Source organism: Micromonospora pattaloongensis, from assembly GCF_900107255.1.
Taxonomy (GTDB): Bacteria; Actinomycetota; Actinomycetes; order Mycobacteriales; family Micromonosporaceae; genus Micromonospora_I; species Micromonospora_I pattaloongensis.
Genome location: NZ_FNPH01000007.1, coordinates 155,434 through 172,760, shown reverse-complemented (window position 1 = coordinate 172,760; position 17,327 = coordinate 155,434). Strand labels below are relative to the sequence as shown.

The 17,327-nt window shown below is 74.5% G+C and carries 11 protein-coding genes; 3 read left to right on the top strand and 8 right to left on the bottom strand.

Annotated elements, in window-relative coordinates; translation table 11 throughout:
- Positions 1 to 13 precede the first annotated feature (13 nt).
- Both BLW47_RS18690 and BLW47_RS18685 read right to left on the bottom strand, forming a co-directional pair.
- The gene (locus BLW47_RS18690; protein ID WP_245736748.1) at positions 14 to 1,522 is read right to left on the bottom strand and encodes a serine/threonine-protein kinase; all 1,509 of its coding nucleotides are present in this window, start codon (positions 1,520 to 1,522) and stop codon (positions 14 to 16) included.
- A gap of 385 nt (positions 1,523 to 1,907) precedes the next feature.
- The gene (locus BLW47_RS18685) at positions 1,908 to 3,329 is read right to left on the bottom strand and encodes a GH1 family beta-glucosidase (RefSeq protein ID WP_091559268.1); all 1,422 of its coding nucleotides are present in this window, start codon (positions 3,327 to 3,329) and stop codon (positions 1,908 to 1,910) included.
- 768 nt (positions 3,330 to 4,097) lie between these two features.
- Between BLW47_RS18685 and BLW47_RS18680 the strand changes: the two genes are divergently transcribed.
- Positions 4,098 to 6,992, top strand: coding sequence for a glycoside hydrolase family 48 protein (locus BLW47_RS18680; RefSeq protein ID WP_091559265.1), 2,895 nt, complete (start codon positions 4,098 to 4,100; stop codon positions 6,990 to 6,992).
- A gap of 284 nt (positions 6,993 to 7,276) precedes the next feature.
- Here the strand turns inward: BLW47_RS18680 and BLW47_RS24825 are convergent, their stop codons facing one another.
- From BLW47_RS24825 to BLW47_RS18655, 3 genes are all read right to left on the bottom strand, one after another.
- Positions 7,277 to 8,440, bottom strand: coding sequence for a hypothetical protein (locus BLW47_RS24825; protein ID WP_139307366.1), 1,164 nt, complete (start codon positions 8,438 to 8,440; stop codon positions 7,277 to 7,279).
- An 814-nt stretch (positions 8,441 to 9,254) separates the two neighbouring features.
- Positions 9,255 to 9,965 (bottom strand): DUF3159 domain-containing protein, encoded by a 711-nt coding sequence (locus BLW47_RS18660; protein WP_245736746.1) that lies wholly within the window; start codon positions 9,963 to 9,965, stop codon positions 9,255 to 9,257.
- A 26-nt stretch (positions 9,966 to 9,991) separates the two neighbouring features.
- Positions 9,992 to 10,837, bottom strand: a complete 846-nt coding sequence (locus tag BLW47_RS18655; protein WP_091559249.1) for a DUF1028 domain-containing protein — start codon at positions 10,835 to 10,837, stop codon at positions 9,992 to 9,994.
- Positions 10,838 to 10,929: 92 nt separating this feature from the next.
- Here BLW47_RS18655 and BLW47_RS18650 point away from each other — a divergent pair, with 92 nt between their 5' ends.
- Together BLW47_RS18650 and BLW47_RS18645 are read left to right on the top strand one after the other, a co-directional pair.
- A complete protein-coding gene (locus tag BLW47_RS18650; RefSeq protein WP_091559395.1) occupies positions 10,930 to 11,907 on the top strand; it encodes an LLM class F420-dependent oxidoreductase in 978 nt (325 codons plus the stop codon).
- 362 nt (positions 11,908 to 12,269) lie between these two features.
- Positions 12,270 to 12,791 (top strand): DUF3618 domain-containing protein, encoded by a 522-nt coding sequence (locus BLW47_RS18645; protein ID WP_091559245.1) that lies wholly within the window; start codon positions 12,270 to 12,272, stop codon positions 12,789 to 12,791.
- Positions 12,792 to 12,851: 60 nt separating this feature from the next.
- Here BLW47_RS18645 and BLW47_RS18640 read toward each other — a convergent pair whose 3' ends face one another.
- The 3 genes from BLW47_RS18640 to BLW47_RS18630 are packed head-to-tail and all read right to left on the bottom strand — an operon-like array spanning position 12,852 to position 17,327.
- The gene (locus tag BLW47_RS18640; RefSeq protein WP_091559391.1) at positions 12,852 to 15,161 is read right to left on the bottom strand and encodes a transglutaminase TgpA family protein; all 2,310 of its coding nucleotides are present in this window, start codon (positions 15,159 to 15,161) and stop codon (positions 12,852 to 12,854) included.
- Positions 15,155 to 16,315 (bottom strand): DUF58 domain-containing protein, encoded by a 1,161-nt coding sequence (locus BLW47_RS18635; RefSeq protein ID WP_091559242.1) that lies wholly within the window; start codon positions 16,313 to 16,315, stop codon positions 15,155 to 15,157. The genes BLW47_RS18640 and BLW47_RS18635 overlap by 7 nt, the downstream gene beginning before the upstream one ends.
- Before the next feature lie 16 nt (positions 16,316 to 16,331).
- Positions 16,332 to 17,327, bottom strand: coding sequence for an AAA family ATPase (locus BLW47_RS18630; protein ID WP_091559238.1), 996 nt, complete (start codon positions 17,325 to 17,327; stop codon positions 16,332 to 16,334).

Below are 17,327 nucleotides of genomic sequence, written 5' to 3'. Positions count from 1 at the left end.
GCGGGTACGCCGGTCAGTCGTTGTTCTCCCGCTGCTGCTCCGCGCCGAGCAGTAGCGGGAGCAGCAGGAGGTCGAGGCGGGCGGCGGTGTCCGAGGGAATCGTGCCGGCACGCCGTCGATCGTCGATCTGCCGTCGCAGCTCCTCCACGCGCCGACGCAGCTCCCGACCCTCGCCCAGCCGGTCACGCAGCTCGGTGAGGCCCCGCCGCAGGTCCCGTACCGAGTCCTCATCGATCTGCCGCGCCGCGAGCGCCTCGGCGAGCAGCGAGTCGATCGCGTCGACCGCCGCGCCGGGGCTGGTCGGCGACGGCCCGCGCCCGGGAGCCGACGGGTCGATCGCGGCAGGGGCGGAGGCGGCCGGCGGTGTGCCGGCGGGCGTCGTCGGCGCGCCGTGCCGGGTCTGCGGCGTGCTCAGGAACGCCGCCGAGGCGATGATGACGCTGAGCCCCGCGGCGATCACCCCGCCGGCCACCACGACCGTCGCCAGCCGGGACCGGGGCGCGTCGTCCTCCATCAGGTACGGCTCGTACGCCGGCTCCGGGTCCGTCGGCGGCGAGGCGACCGTGACCGGTGCCGAGGCCATGAAGCGCGGGCGCGGCAGTGACCCGCCGGCCGACGCGGCGACCGGACGGTCGGGCACGGTGCGGGGCTGCTGGTGCGGGATGTGCCGCCCCCCGGCCGCCGGGTCGGGGTACTCCGTGACGACGCCGAGCGCGGCGTTGAGCGCGGCGGCGAGCTCCTCGGCCCGCGGGCGGTCCTCCGGGTCGCGGGCCAGGCAGGCGAGGCAGAGCTCGGCGACCGCGGGCGGCAGGCCGGCCACCGCCGGCGGCGGCACGGTCTGCTCATCCTGGTGCGCGTCCGCCGCCTCGGCCCAGCTGTTGACCGGGATCGGCAGCTGTCCGGCGAGGCACTCGTAGAGCAGCGCGCCGAGGGCGTAGACGTCGGTCGCGGGGTGTGCCGCGCCGTGCCGCAACCGTTCCGGCGCCGCGTACGCGGGCGTGCCGACCAGCCAGCCGCGGTCGGGATCGGGCGCGCCGTCGGTGAGCGCCGCGATGCCGAAGTCCAGGATCTTGACGCCGGTGGCCGTGAGCATCACGTTGCCGGGCTTGATGTCGCGGTGCACGACGCCGAGCCGGTGCGCCGCGGCCAGCCCGGTGGCGACCTGCGCGGCGACCCGCGTGGCGGCCGGCCAGGGCAGCGGCCCCTGCTCCAGCCGCTCGGCCAGGTTGCGCCCTTCGACCAGCTCCATCACCAGGTAGGGCACGACCTCGCCGCCGGGCAGTGTCGCCTCGCCGTAGTCGTATACCTGTGTGACGTGCGGGTGGGTGAGCCGGGCCGCGGCCCGGGCCTCGCGCCGGGTCGCCGCCCGCAGCGCGGGGTCGACCGTCGGGGCGAGCGCCTTGACCGCCACCGGGCGGCCGAGGAGTTCGTCGACGGCCCGCCAGACGTCCGACATGCCACCCTGGCCTATCTGTTCGGCCAGGGTGTACCGCTCGTGCAGCCGCAGCCCTGAAGTAAACACCGTGACCAGGGTACGGCGGAAATGCCGGTTGCGTCCCGGCCCTTGGCGGAGCCAACCGTCGGTCTGACGGCGCCTGCCGGGGCGGTCGGACACCCCCGCCGGCAGGCCGCATGGCCCTGCGTCGAACCGTGCCGCGTGGCCCGCGCGGTGCACGGTCGATCACCATGATCGCGACGCGGCCGAGCGGCACCGTTACCACTCGCCGCGCTTTGCTCTGCTTACGCGGGGGGAACGGGCGGTGTCCGATAACCGGACGTGGCCCGTAGCCGCGAGGTAAGCAGAGCAAAGGCGCGGTGGGGGATTCTCGATCTCCCGACGGAGCGTTACCGCGTGGTCGCCTCCGTCCATGGCGGACTCATGTGCGACTCCCGGCGCCCCGTCGGCATCAGATGGTGTTGCTCGCGATGACGCGGCGGTACCAGTGGGCGCTGCGCTTGAGGGTGCGACGCTGGGTCGGGTAATCGACGTAGATGAGGCCCCAGCGCTGCTCGTAGCCCTCGTCCCATTCGAAGTTGTCGAGCAGCGACCAGACGTGGTAGCTCTGCAGCGGCACGCCGTCGGCGATCGCCCGGTGCGCGGCGGCGAAGTGGTCGCGCAGGAACGTGACACGTTCGGCGTCGTCGATCGTGCCGTCGGCGGCCGGCGCGTCCGGCGTCGGCAGGCCGTTCTCGGTGACGGTGAGCGGTACCCGCCCGTAGTCGCGGGTGACGCGGGTGAGGATGTCGTACATCCCCTCCGGGAAGATCTGTTGCCAGCTCGCGTTCGACGTCGGCCGCTTCTGCACGGCGGCGCCGTCAGCCGTGACGTAGATGGGCGTGTAGTACTGCACGGCGAGCAGATCGACCGGGGTCGAGATGGTTTCCAGGTCGCCGTCGCGGATCGCGGTCACCATGCGGCTGTTCGCCCCGAGATCGGCGAGGACGTCCGCGGGATACGCGCCGCGGAAGATGGAGTCGAGGTAGAGGCGGTTCTCGTAGCCGTCGTAGAGCCGGGTCGCCGCGCGCGCCGCGGCGCTGTCGTCGGCGGGGTAGCACGGGTGCAGGTTGAGCGCGGGGCCGATCCGCCCGTGCGGGGCGGTGGCGCGCAGCGCCTGGACGGCGAGCCCGTGCGCGAGCTGCAGATGATGGGCCACCAGGTACGCGGCGTCGGGATCACCACGGTGGCCCGGCGCGTGGTGGCCGTAGATGTAGCCGTTCTGCACCACGGTCTTCGGCTCGTTGATGGTCAGCCATCCGGGCACGTCCGCGCCGAGCTCGGCGAAGACGGCCGCGGCGTAGTCGGCGAAGCGGTGGGCCACGTCCCGCGACTCCCACCCGCCGCGGTCCTGCAGCGCCTGCGGCAGATCCCAGTGGAACAGCGTCGCCATCGGCTCGATCCCGCGTTCGTGCAGGCCCGCGATGACGCGGCGGTAGAAGTCGAGGCCGCGCTGGTTCGGCTGGCCGGTGCCGTCGGGCTGGATGCGCGGCCACGAGATGGAGAACCGGTACGTGCGCAGGCCGAGATCCTTCATCAGGTCCAGGTCCTCCAGGTAGCGGTGGTAGTGGTCGACCGCCACGTCCCCGGTGTCCCCGCCGCGCGTGCGTCCGGGCGTGTGGCTGAACGTGTCCCACACGGACGTGCCGCGGCCGTCCTCCTTGACCGCGCCCTCGATCTGGTACGCCGAGGTCGCCGCGCCCCAGCCGAAGCCGGCCGGGAACCGGAGGCCGAGCGAGCGTTCGGGCCTCGGATCGGGCCCGGGACGGCTGCCGTCGCTGGCCGAGGTGGTCGCCTCGCCGTCGGCGTGGTGGCGCCGGGTCGGTGTCGACATCGTGGCTGTCTCCTCAGGAGTGGTGCCCATCCGCGTCACGACAGGCTGGAAGGGGCCGAAAACGCAGTACGGCCGACCGGTTGGGCGCACACGCGCCTGTCCCGTCGGCCGATTCCCCGCTGTTCCGGGAGGGGGTAGCGTGGGGACGGGGAGGGCAACCCCCGTCCCCACGATCACTTACTTCCACGCACGGGCGGAATTGCGGTCCGGGTCGTGCGTGCCGCGCGGGAGCCGGGCCACGCGAGTGGCTCTGGTTCCACCTCCTTCCGAACGAGTGCTCAGTCGGCTGGTGACGGAGTCCGGGCTGGTCCGCCCCAGCCTGACGGCGAGGTGTTCGACGTCCTCCCCGGGCAGGGCCGACGTCAAAGGTGGCGCACGATATGGACTTGTACGCCTATCGATGGAAGCGCTCCCATCGACGTTGGTCTGGACTGTAGTCCGCGTTACGAGTTTGTGAAAGCCCCGAAATAAGATCGAAACTGCGCTTGCCGCGGGAGCGCTCCCATGGAAGACTGTCGAAGTACGCGCTGCGGGAGCCAGAGCGCGCGATCGCGGGCCGCCGAGGGCATCCGAGTTTCGGTACGGCGCCCCCCGCACTGACCGGAGCCGCCACGTTCGGCGCCCCTCCGTCGCACGCCGACCCCGGTCCGGGACGGGTTGACCACTTTCCGGCGTCTCCGCCGGCGGAGCTCACATCGACAGGCCCCGTTGGCGGGCGCCCAGCCGGAGCCGTACGGCCCGGCCTGGTCCGCGAGGAGAAGTCAGCACATGAAACCCACCGCAGCACGACGACGGCTCGCGATGGTCGCGGCCGGCGCGCTGGTCGTGGCCGGCGTCAACGTCGCACCCGGCGTGGCGCACGCGGCCACCGCCTGCGACGTGGTCTATACGACCAACGACTGGAGCACCGGCTTCACCGCCAGCCTCACCGTGAAGAACCTCGGTGACCCGATCAACGGCTGGACGCTGAAATTCGCCTTCCCCGGCAATCAACGCGTCACGCAGGGCTGGTCGGCGAACTGGACCCAGTCCGGCAGCGAGGTCACCGCCACGAGCCTGTCGTACAACGGCAGCCTCGGCACCAACCAGTCCACCACGCTCGGCTTCAACGGGTCGTACAGCGGCGCCAACGCCAAGCCGACCTCGTTCTCCATCAACGGGGTGACCTGCGGTGCCGCTGCGCAGCAGCCGCCGACCGTTGCGCTCAGCGTCCCGGCCGGACCGTTCACCGCGCCGGCGACGGTGCCGTTGACCGCGACGGCGAGCGACCCGGACGGCAGCATCGCCCGCGTCGAGTTCTACCGCAACGGCCTGCTCGTCAACACCGACAGCACCGCCCCGTACGCGTACACCCTGGAGAACCAGCCGGCGGGCAGCTACACCGTGCAGGCCCGGGCGTACGACAACAGCGGGCTGAGCGCGGTGTCGGAGAAGTCGTTCACCGTCAACCCCGCCTCCGGCCCGCAACTCGTCGCCACGCCCACCGCGGTGAGCGTCGCCGAGGGCGGCACCGCGAGCGTCAACCTGAAGCTGAGCGCGGCTCCCAGCGGCAGTGTGCCGGTGACGCTGACCCGCACCGGCGACGCCGACATCACCGTCGCGCCCACCTCGGTCACGCTCACCACCGCGAACTGGAACACCGGCGTGAACGTCACCGTCTCGGCGGCGGAGGACTCCGACACCGCGGGCGGCACGGCGACGGTCACCGCGTCGGCGAGCGGCCTGTCGCCGCTGGCCATCACCGCCACGGAGATCGACAACGACACCCCGGGCGGCAGCAGTCCGTACACGACCCGCTTCCTGGAGCAGTACAACAAGATCAAGAACTCGGGTTACTTCAGCCCGGAGGGCGTGCCGTACCACTCGATCGAGACACTGATCGTCGAGGCGCCCGACCACGGCCACGAGACCACCTCGGAGGCGTTCAGCTTCTGGATCTGGCTCGAGGCGCAGTACGGGCGGGCCACCCAGAACTGGGCGCCGTTCAACAACGCCTGGACGGTGATGGAGAAGTACATCATCCCGTCGCACGCCGACCAGCCCACCGCCGGCGTCAACGGCACCCCGCAGTACGCCGCCGAGTACAACCTGCCCAGCCAGTACCCGTCGCAGCTGCAGCCCAACGTCCCGGTCGGCACCGACCCGCTGCGCAGCGAGCTGCAGTCCACGTACGGCACCGGCGACATCTACGGCATGCACTGGCTGCTCGACGTCGACAACACGTACGGCTTCGGACGCTGCGGCGACGGCACCACGCGGCCGGCGTACATCAACACGTTCCAGCGCGGCCCGCAGGAGTCGGTGTGGGAGACCGTGCCGCAGCCGTCCTGCGACACCTTCAAGCACGGCGGCCCCAACGGCTACCTCGACATCTCCATCAAGGACTCCGGCACCCCGGCCAAGCAGTGGAAGTACACCAACGCCCCGGACGCCGACGCCCGCGCGATCCAGGCCGCCTACTGGGCGCTGACCTGGGCCAAGGCGCAGGGCAAGCAGGCCGAGGTGGCGGCCACCGTGGCCAAGGCCGCCAAGATGGGCGACTACCTGCGCTACGCGATGTTCGACAAGTACTTCAAGAAGATCGGTAACTGCGTCGGCCCGACCACCTGCCCGGCCGGCACCGGCAAGGACTCCGCGCACTACCTGATGTCCTGGTACTACGCCTGGGGCGGCGCGACCGACCCCGCGGCCGGCTGGTCGTGGCGGATCGGCTCCAGCCACAACCACTTCGGCTACCAGAACCCGTTCACGGCGTGGGCGCTGACCAACGTGCCGGAGCTGAAGCCGCAATCGCCGACGGCGGTCACCGACTGGACGAACAGCCTCAACCGGCAGCTGGAGTTCTACCAGTGGCTGCAGTCCGCCGAGGGCGGCATCGCCGGTGGCGCCACCAACAGCTGGGACGGCGCGTACGCCCAGCCGCCGGCCGGCAAGCCGACGTTCTACGGCATGTTCTACGACGACCACCCGGTGTACGAGGACCCGGGCAGCAACCAGTGGTTCGGCATGCAGGTCTGGTCGCTGCACCGGGTCGCCGAGCTGTACTACGTGACCGGCAACGCGAAGGCCAAGGCGATCCTCGACAAGTGGGTCCCGTGGGCGATCGCCAACACGACGATCGGCACCGGCGGGGACTTCCAAATTCCGTCGGACCTGCGCTGGACCGGCGCGCCGGCTACCTGGCCCGCGGCCAACACGAACCTGCACGTCGAGGTCACCGCGAAGGGCCAGGACGTCGGTGTCGGCGCGGCGTACGCCCGCACCCTGATGTGGTACGCGGCGAAGTCGGGCAACGCGGCGGCGAAGGACACCGCCAAGGGCCTGCTCGACGCGATGTACGTGCACGCCGAAGCGAAGGGCGTTTCCACGGTGGAAAGCCGCGCCGACTACAACCGCTTCGACGACGTCTACAATGCCTCGACGGGACAGGGCCTCTACGTGCCGCCCGGCTGGACGGGCAAGATGCCCAACGGTGACACCATCGCTGCGGGTAAGAGCTTCGTCGACATCCGCTCGTTCTACAAGAACGACCCGGATTGGCCGAAGGTGCAGGCGTACCTCAACGGCGGCGCGGCGCCGCAGTTCCGGTACCACCGCTTCTGGGCCCAGTCGGACATCGCCATGGCGTTCGCCGACTTCGGCGCTCTCTTCCCCAACGGCTGAGAGTGGGTCGGGTGGGTGCCCGCACACCCACCCGCACCGCCTCGCGGCCCGCGCGGTAGTCCGCCGGTGGCGGGTGAGCGCGGCCCATGAACGGGCCTGACATCCCACGGTCAGGCCGCCCGGTGGCGGGCCCGGCCGGATCGGCCAACGCAGCGATCCGGCCGGCCCGCCATCACCCCGCAGGTGGCCGGCTCCCGCCGAGGGGGCCGGCCACGACGGTACGCCCGACTGCCGCACACGCGGACCGGACGCACAGTCCGGGGTCGGTAGCCGGCCGCGCGGCGTCAGCGGTAGCAGCGCCAGGAGGTGGCGTCGTTGCGGTTGGTATAGCGCGCGACCGCGCCCTTGCCGTACCGCTGCACGCAGGCAGCGGTCATGTCGATCATCTGCTCCGGCCTGTCCCGCTCGCGGCAGTGCCAGTTGTTCTCGGCCGCCCCCTGCCAGTCGCGCAGCCATGCCCGCGACCGCGGCGAGCGGCTGCGGCAGTAGTCGTTGAGCATCCCGAAGAGTTCCTGGCCGCTGGCCGGTCCGAGCAGGGCGGGCCGGCGTGGTGGCGTGCTGCTGGGGGTGCGCCGCGGCGTCGGTCTGACGGTGCTCGCGCGGACGGTCGGCGAGGGCTTCTTCGGTGACGGCGAGGCCGACGGCGTCGCCGTGACCGGGGCGACGACGGGTGCCGAGACCGTCGCGGTGCCCGGGGTGGTGGCCGTGCCGGTCGGGTCGGCGGAGTTCCAGGCGGGGCCGCGATTGGAGACGAACGGCAGCGAGCAGAGCAGCACGACGGCGATGCCGCCGGCGGCAGCCGCCCACCCGTACCTCCTGGCCCACGTGCGCCGGTCGTCCCGCTCGGTCGGGGCGTCGGTGGTCACCGGCGTCCCGCTGACGGCGGTCGTGCTCGGCTCGGCGGTGGCCGCGCCGACCGGCGTGGCCGCTGTCGCGGTCAGCGCCGGGAGCGCGGTGGTCGGCGCGTGGCTGGGATCGACCAGCGAGGTGGCGGCGACCACGGCGCTGCCCTTGACCGGGGGCGCCGGCTCGGCGAGCGCCTTGCGGACCCGGCGCGGGAGTCGGCGGCGTGGCTTCTTCTGTGTCACGGCGGGCTTCTCCGACGGCGTCGCCCGGTCGACATCCGGGGCGGACGCCGTCGTGGCCCGCGCCGCGGCCGGTGCGGCCGGCGGCACGGCCGTCCTGTCCGGCGTGCTGTCGCGACGCGCGGGTCCAGTGGTGTTCGGGGGCGCGACGCCGTGCGCGGGCGTGACGGCGGGCGCAGGCGTCGCCGCGGCGCCGCGGGGGCGCGGCGACTTGGTGGCGTTCGCCGGTCCGGTCGTGGTGTCGCGGGGGCGCGCGGGCTCCCCGGTGTTCGTGGGCCCGTTCCCTGTGTCGCCGCGACGTGCGGCGGCGGCGAGCGCCGCGACCATGTGCGGCAGTTCCATGGTGGACGACGGGTCCGGCACCGCGGGCATCGTCGGAGTGGGCCCGGTCGGCGCCGGCGCCGACCGCGGCGGGGCCTGCTCGTCCTCGTCGTCGGTGGGGCGGTAATGCCGGCCGCGACGGGACGGCGACGCGGGCGTGGACCCGGACGATCCGGATGACCCAGACGATCCGGATGACGCGGATGATCCGGACGACGCCGACGCGGGTCCGCCGGCGGCGTGCCGCGGCGTCGGGATGACCGGGCCGGTCGGGCCGGCGTCGCCGGCGGTCCGGCGTTGTGGGAGGACCGGTTGCGGCAGTGTGGACTCCGCCATCGGCTGGCGGGGCCGGATCATCGGCTGCTCGCGGGTCGCCGGGGCCGTCGGGGTCTGTCCGGACGCGACGGTGGACCGGCGTCCACCCGCATTCTTCGGGTAGCCGGGCGAGTCGGTCTCGGCGGCGGGGTCAATCTGGTGTTCGGCCACGAACGCCGGCCTCCTCGGTGCGCAGATGCGGGGCAGCCTCGAACTTTAATCACCGGCTCATCTGCGGTGAACCCTGCGGGGCACGGCGACGGAGACCGGGAGGTGTGGTTGGTTGTCGACCCGTGCTCATCGCCCGGCAGGCGCTGCGTGCGGTGGCTGCTCCGCGTCGTCGCGATCGCGCCGGTCGGCGGCCAAGAGGGCGGCTCGGGCCGAGGAGGCGCCGACCAGAAGGGACCCGGGACAGGGGCCTGGGCCTGGGCCTGGGCCTGGGCCTGGGCCTGGGCCTGGGCCAAAGGGGGTCCGGGATAGAGGGATCCGGGATAAAGGGGAGAGGCCGCCACGGGGGAAGCGGCCCCTCCACGGCTGTAGGTTACTCCCCATCGGCCCGTCGTGGGGGGCCAAGTTTTTGCGGGTCGGGCGCGACGGCGCCGGGCGTCGGCGGCGGCTGCACCGGGTGGCGCAGGCCGGGATGCCCCTGCGGCAGCGAGCGCCGCATCACCCACCAGCTGACCGCCAGACAGGCGCCCACCAGCGGCCAGGTGAGCAGCGCGCGCGCCGCGGTCAGCGCCAGCACCTGGTCGGCGTAGTAGAGCGGAACGAAGACCGCGAGCCGGGTCGCGTACTGCGCGACCCACACCCAGCTGCCCCGGCGGTACGCGCGCAACAGCGCGGGATCGCGCCGCCACGCCCCGCGTTGGCCGAGGGCCGTGCCGACCACCACGCCCAGCAGCGGCCAGCGCACCGCGATGCTGACCATCCAGGCCAGGGCGCTGGCCGCGTTGGAGGCGATCTGGAGCAGGAAGAAGTCGGTGGCCCGACCGGTGCGTAACGCGATGAGGGCGGCGACGCAGACCGCGAGCAGACCGACGAGGACCGAGCGGGGTCGGTCACCGCGGTGCAGCCGCCAGAGCGCGACCACCGCGCCCACGGCGAGCGCCGCCACTCCGCCGCCCCAGACGGACTGCTCGGTCAGCAGCCAGCCGACGCCGAAGGCCACCGGCGGCAGCGTCGCGTCGATCGCTCCCCGGCGCCCGCCGAGCAGGGTGCTCAGCGACTCAGGTCGCTCATCCCGCGCCGCCACGACCACCCCCGATCCCCGCCGTTAGGTTAACCTAACTTGGCGCTGGTGGTTGTCCGCAAATGCGCGAGCACTACCGGGTCGATCCGGCCCGGCGCCAGCCGTTCCTCCAGGTTCTCCACCCCGGCCCAGGAGGCGAGCGCGTCGTCGAGCTCCGCCCGGCCGTGCCCGGCCGCGGCGAGCAGATCGCGTACCTCGTCGGCGAGCGGGCCGGTGAGCTCCAGCAGCGTCGCCGGGTCGGGCCGCTCGAAGAGCATCACGTGTACGCCCAGCAGCCGCGTCAGCTCCGCGACCGGATCGGGATGGTCGTCCACCCGCAGGTCGACCGCGATGTCGCTGGTGCCGCCGTAGCCGCTGTCCTTCGCGACCACCAGCACCGCCGCGCTCTGCCGGCCGCGGCGATCACCGCCGGCCCGGTCGCCGGCGTGCAGCGCCGCGACCAGACGTTCGGCGAAACGCTGCTGCTCGGTGCCGGCCAGCCAGGCGTCGCGCATCGCGTCGAGCACCTGCGGGCCGGCCAGGATGTTGCCCTGCACCGCCCAACCCGGACCGGCCAGCCCGCCGGCCCAGTCGTGGCACCCGTCACCGGTGTACGTGGCGCCGTCGCCGTCCGGGCCGACCACGCCGATCTGCCGCTGCGCGCGCCCGCGGTCGGCGGCGACCAGCGCGGCGACCACCTGGTCCGCCGGCAGGCCGGTGCGCAGCAGCGCCAGCCCCTGCGGGCGGTAGGCGAGATTGGCGTAGGCCTGGGTGGCGAGCGCGCCGACCTCGGCCTCGGCGGCCGGCACGGCCGCGCCGACGGCGAGGAACTTGCTGGCGACGGCGACTCCGTGGAACCGGCCGTCGGCGGAGCGCGCCACGATCGAGAAGGTCACGCCGGCGAGATTACCGATTCCGAATGAACGCCAGGAATCTTGCCCACCGGGGCGTCGACGGGCACGATCAGGCGGTGACGACTCGCTGGGGCATCACCGTGCCGTTGAGCGGAGTCCCGCTCGCCGACCACGCCGGCATCTACGCCGCGCTCGCCGAGGCCGGCTTCACCGACCTGTGGTCCTCCGAGGTGGCCGGCGCCGACGCGTTCACCCCGCTCGCCCTCGCCGCGGCGTGGCAACCGGAGCTGCGACTGGGCACCGCGATCGTGCCGGTGTTCACCCGGGGGCCCGGGCTGCTGGCGATGACCGCCGCGGCGCTGGCCGACGCCGCACCCGGTCGTTTCGCGCTCGGCATCGGCTCCTCGTCGCCGGTGGTGGTGGGGGACTGGAACGCCGTGCCGTTCACCGAGCCGTACCGCCGCACCCGCGACGTGCTGCGCTTCCTGCGCGCGGCCCTGCGCGGCGAAGCGGTCGACGAGCGGTACGACACGTTCACCGTGCGACGGTTCCGGTTGGAGCGTCCGCCGATGGTGCCGCCGCCGATCCTGCTCGCCGCGCTGCGGCCGCGGATGCTGCGGCTGGCCGCCGCCGAGGCCGACGGGGTCATCCTCAACTGGCTGGCCGCGACCGACGTGCCGCGGGTACTCGCCGAGGCGGGGGAGCCGCGCGCCGGATTCGAAGTGACCGCCCGGATCTTCGTCTGTCCGACCGAGGATGCCGGGTACGCGCGCGCCGTCGGGCGGCGGCTCATCGCCGCCTACCTGACCGTACCGGCGTACGCCGAGTTTCACCGCTGGCTCGGCCGGGAGCCGGTGCTGGGCCCGGTGTGGGCGGCGTGGGCCGCGGGCGACCGGCGCGGGGCGCTGGCGGCGATCCCCGACGAGCTCGTCGACGAGCTGATCGTGCACGGCTCGCCGGAGCAGTGTCGGGCGCAGGTGCGGCGTTACGTCGACGCCGGCGTCGAGACGCCGGTCATCGCCCTGCTGCCCACCCCCGAGCTGGAGGCGGGCGGGGCGGCGGCGCTGGCGACCATGGCGGCGCGACTCGGCCACACCACCGTGGACGGGTGAGTCCGCACCTCGCCGGTGCCGGCGGCCACCGGCCCGCCGTCGCGTCCCGCGACCACTGACCCGTCGCGTCGTCCCGCGGCCACCGGCCCGTCGCGAATACGCCGTTCGCGGCGCGGTGGGGGCGCGGCGCGGTGCAGAATCGCGATGGGCCAGGCGCCGTCCCGCGTAGCGTCGGCGCCGCGCGTGGCACTCGCCGGCCGGCTCCGCCGGCGCCGGGCGGGGCGCGCAGCCGGACGGGAAGGACAGACCATGGGGAATGTTCGGAACGGAGGTCGACCGGCGCGCGTCGGCGACAGCGCGGCGGCCCGGGGAACACGGCGGCCGGTCGCCGCGTCCGGGAGCGCCCGGGGTCGGGGGCCGACGTGACGAACGGAGACGCCGAGGCCGCTCGCGCGCAGGTCCGGAGGACGCGGGCGGAGCTCGCCGAGACCGTCCAGGCGTTGGCGGCTCAGGTCGACGTGAAGGCGCGCGGGCGCCAGACGGCGATGCGGGCCGCGGGTCGGGCGCGTGAGCTGGCGATGCGGGCGGGCGACGCGGCGCGCCAGCGTGCCGCCGGGGTGGCGCGGCGCGGCACGTCCGGCAGGGAGCCGATCGGCCGGCGGGCGTCGCGGACCACCGGCACGGCCCGCCGGGTGGGCCAGGAGAGCGTGAGCGCGGCGGGCGTGTCGGCGTTCCGCGTCGGTGCGGCGATCCGCCGCAACCGCGCGGCGGTGGCGGCCATCGCGGCCGCCGGGGCGATTGTGGCGGCCGCGCTGCGCCGGCAGCGCCGCCAGCAGCCGCAGCGTGTCATGCCGTGGTCGGCGCGCTCGGACGGGAACCGCGCCCTGCGTGCCCCGCTGTCGGCGTGGCAGGCGCCCGCGCGCCGGTGGGGCGCGCGGCGCTGACCGCCCGCAGGCCGAGCCGCGCTCGCCGCCGGACGGCCCGGGCTGCGGCCGCCGCGCCGTTCAGCGGTGCCAGCGCAGCGGGCCGGGGTGCACCGACCAGAGCAGCCGCCGCCACCACGGCCGGCGCTCGCGCACCTGGTCCGCGTACGCGACGGCCTGCGCGGCGGCGCGGCGCGCCTGCTCGTCGTCGGCCTCGCCCGGCGCGAACGCCGCCAGGTTCACCAGCGTCGCCAGGTCGTCGATCGGCGGCACCGCCACCCGCACCGGCCCGGACCGCGCGTCGGCACCGGCCGCGCCGGACCGCGCGTCGACCCCGCGGGCGTGCGCGGCGACCTCCGTCGCCGCCAGGTGCGCCGGCGCCGGATGCCCGGCCAGCCGCAGCGCGTCGCGCACCTCCAGCCAGGCGCCGGCGATCCGCGCCGCCGGTGACCCGGCGTCGAGCCGGCGGCGGCGCTGCGCCCGGCGCTGCAGCACGATCCCGGTGGCGCCGCCGGCCAGCAGCAGCACCAGCGTGCCGGCGCCGATCCCGGCCAGCAGCGGTCCGGCGGGGCCGCGGTCGCGGGGTGGCGGGGCCGCGGCGGCGCTCGTCGACGGCGGCGCCGTGGCCGGGGCGGTCGGGGTCGGCGCCTCGGTCGGCGGCGGCGTCGACTTCTCCGGCTTGGGCTTGAAGTCCTCCTCGACCGGCCGCGGTTCGGTGTTCGGCTGCGGCAGCGGATCGAATGCCACCCACCCGATGTCGGAGAAGAGCACCTCGGGCCAGGCGTACGCGTCCGCACCCCGGACCGGGCCGTTCCCCGTGGGCGAGTGGAAGCCGACCACCACCCGGGTCGGCAGCCCCATCAGCCGGCCGAGCACCGCGAACGCGGCCGCGAACTGCTCGGAGGTGCCGCGCTGGCCGCCGGCGTTGCGGGGCCCGAAGAGGAAGAAGTTCAGATTCGGGTACGCGTGCCCGCTGGGGGCGTCGGAGACCAGCCGGTAGTGCTCGGCGAGGAACTGTTCGATCGCCGATGCCCGCTGGTACGGCGAGCCGTTGTCGGTGGCGAGCTGCTCGGCCAGGCGCTGCAGCTGCTCCGGCGCGCCGTCGGCCACCCGCAACACCCGCGCCACCGCGTCGCCGGCCGGCACGTTCGCCGCGCTGAGCTGGTTGTAGTCCGGGCGCTCCTGCGCCGACTTCACCGTGTAGCGCTGTCCGGCGTTCAGCCCCTCCGGTCGGATCAGCGTCCCGCTGCCCGGGTCGTACGCCACCCGCGCGCCAACCACCTGCTCCGGCGTAGCCACCGCCGGCAGCAGCCGACCGGTCAGCTCGGCGACGGTGATCTCCTGACGGACCGGCTCCACCGTGGCGCCCGGGCTGCGCGGCGCCGCCGGCAGCACCCGCCCGGCGTTGCGGTAGGTCGCCCCGACCCGCCAGGTCACCCCGTCATAGTCGTTGAGCACCGCGAGCCGGATCCACACCCCGCCGCGCCCGACGCCGTCCGGCTCCGCGTCCGCGCCGCCACCCGCCGACGGGGCCGGGGATGGGGCGGCGCCGGTGGTGGCGACGTCGAGCAGCTTCTGGTCGGGACTGAGCGCCCAGCCGGAGATCCGGATCAGCGGGCTCTCGTCGAGGCTGTCGACCTGCGGCGGCTGCACGTAGCGGCGCGGGTCGACCGGCTCGGTGGTGACCCGGTCGGCCACCGTCGGCGCGATCGCGGCCCCGAGCGCCAGGATCGCGGCCACCCCGGCGGCGGCGCCGGCCGCGACGCGGGCCCGCAGGGCGGCGCGCACCGGCGCCGGCACGTCGCCGTCGACCGCCGCCGCCCCGGCCGGGCGTCCGGTCGCGGCCAGCCCGGCGACCGCCAGGGCGGCGAACGCCAGCGTCGGCCCGACCGCGGTCTGCGCATTGGGCCCCACGACGTAGACGGCGCCGACGTAGAGCAGCGCCGGCGGCGCGTAGCCGAGCAGCACCCGTCGGGCGCGCAGCGCCAGCTCGGCGCCGGCGAGCCCGGCCAGCCAGGCGGCCACCACCGGCACCAGCACCGTGTCGGGCAGCGGCTCGACCGGGATCATCGCGGTCAGCAGCCGGGGAATGCCGCTGCGGGCGGCGTCGGCGATCACCTCGGGCAGCGGGTCGGGCAGCGCCGCGCGGCTGGCCGCCAGCCGGAGCGCGAACAGCGTGTAGCCGGCGAGCGCGACCACCGAGACCGGCGCGACCAGCCACGTCGGCAGCCGGCGGGCCGCCAGGCTCACCGCCACCGAGCCGGCGCCCGCGCCGAGCATCAGCTGCGTCAGCAACGGGTCGGCGTAGATGCCGCCGAGCACCACCCCGGCCAGCCCGATCATCGCGATCAGCGCCAGCGGAACGGGCGCCGCCCGCAGCACCCTCACCATGCGCGCGACCCGTCCCACTCCGCGGCGAACTCGGCGCCGTCCGCGGCGTCGATGACCAGCATCCCCTCCACCGCGCCGGCGCCCGACCCGGCGTCGCCGCCGCCGTGCAGCACCCCCACCAGCACCGCCGGGTACGGTCCGCGCAGCGCGCCCAGCAGGCCCAGCTCGGCGCGGGCGCCGGGACCGGTCAGGAACACCAGCGTGTCGCCGAGCCGCTGCTGTCGCAGCCGCGTCGTCGCCGTACGCAGCCGGTCGTCGCGCTCGCGCGGGCCGGGACGCAGCGCCGCCTCGGTGAGCCGGTCGAGGTGATCGCCGTCGACGCGGTCGTCGTCGACCATCAGCAGCGTCACCGGCAGGTCCTCCCGCACCGCGGCGGCGATGACCGACGCGGCCGCCTCGCACGCCGACTCGAACGTCTCGGCCACGCCGTCGACCACGTCCGGGTGCGCGCTCGTCCGGTTGTCCAGCAGCACCACGATGCGCGGCAGGCTCGTGTCGAGATCCTCCCGCACCATAAGCTCGCCGATCCGCGCGCTGGTGCGCCAGTGCACCCGGCGCAGCTCGTCGCCGACGACGTACTCGCGCAGCGAGTCGAAGGTGATCGTGCCGTGCGGCACCCGGTCGAACCGGCCGTCGAGGCTGCGGGCGACGCCGGCGGGCACCGCGGCCAGCGGATGGATCCGCGGATGCACCCGGACCCGGGTCGGCTGGCCGTGGGAGCGGGCCGACGAGATCAGCCCGAGCACGTCGCGCCGGGTGACCCGCAGCGGACCGACCGGCACCACTCCGCGGCGGTGGGTCGGCACCGGATAGCTGACGGTGGTGTCGCGGCCGGGGCGCAGCCGCAGCAGCGGTACCGGCACGTCGCGGGCGCCGCAGCGGTCGTGGGCGAGCAGGTTGGCCGCGCGCAGGCGGCTGTCGTTGCGCACGGTCAGGGTCATCGTGGCGGCGTCGCCGCGCGCCACCCGGTCGGGGTCGGCGGTGCGCGACACGTCGAGCCGGGGACGCCAGGCGGCGTGCGCCAGCGCGCAGGCCAGCGCGATCGCCGCGACCGTGCCGAGCAGGCTCAGCTCGGGGTAGCCGAACCGGAAGCCGGCGACGAGCAGCACGGCACCGCCGACGAGCAGGCCGATGCCACGCGGAGTGAGGGTCATGTCGCCGGGCCGGGCCTCAGGCGCCGGCGGGGGCGGGCTGTCCCGCGGGGAGCGGGACCGGCACCCCCTGGACCGCGTCGTGCAGCACCTCGGCGGCGGTGACCCCGCGCAGCTGGGCGTCGGGGGAGAGCAGCACGCGGTGCGCGAAGACGGGCTCCAGCAACGCCTTGAGGTCCTCGGGCAGGACGAAACCGCGCCCCTGGATCAGCGCGTACGCCGACGCCGCGCGGGTCAGCGCGATCACGCCGCGGGGACTGACGCCGACCCTCACCTGCGGGTGGTTACGGGTGGCCGCGGCGAGCCGGACCGCGTACGCGTAGAGCGGGTCGGCGATGTGCACCTGCTGGGCCATCCGCACCATCTGTTCGACGGCGGCGGTGTCGGTGACGGGCTCGAGCGCCTCAGGGGAGCGCCGCGTCGCGCCGCGCAGCACCTCGACCTCGACCTGCTCGTCGGGGTAGCCCACCGACAGCTTCACCAGGAACCGGTCCAGTTGCGCCTCGGGCAGCCGGTAGGTGCCGTCCATCTCGACCGGATTCTGCGTGGCCACGACCAGGAACGGCTGCGGCACCGCGTGCCGGACGCCGTCGACGGTGACGGTGCGCTCCTCCATCACCTCCAGCAGCGCCGACTGCGTCTTCGGTGACGCCCGGTTGATCTCGTCGGCGATCACGATGTTGGCGAAGACGGGGCCGGGGTGGAACTCGAAGCCGCGGGTGGCCTGGTTGAAGATCGTCACTCCGGAGACGTCCGCGGGCAGCAGGTCGGGCGTGAACTGGATGCGCCGCCACTGCCCGCGTACCGTCGCCGCGATCGCCCGCGCCAGCGTCGTCTTGCCAACCCCGGGCACGTCCTCCAGCAGCACGTGCCCCTGGGCGAAGAGGGCGGTCAGCGCCAGTCGGACCACTTCGGGCTTGCCGAGCACCACCGTGGAGATGGTGTCGGCGAGCTGGTTGGCCAGGGTGGCGAAGCCCTGCACCTGTTGCGGGGTGAGGGGCTCTCGGGTGTTCAC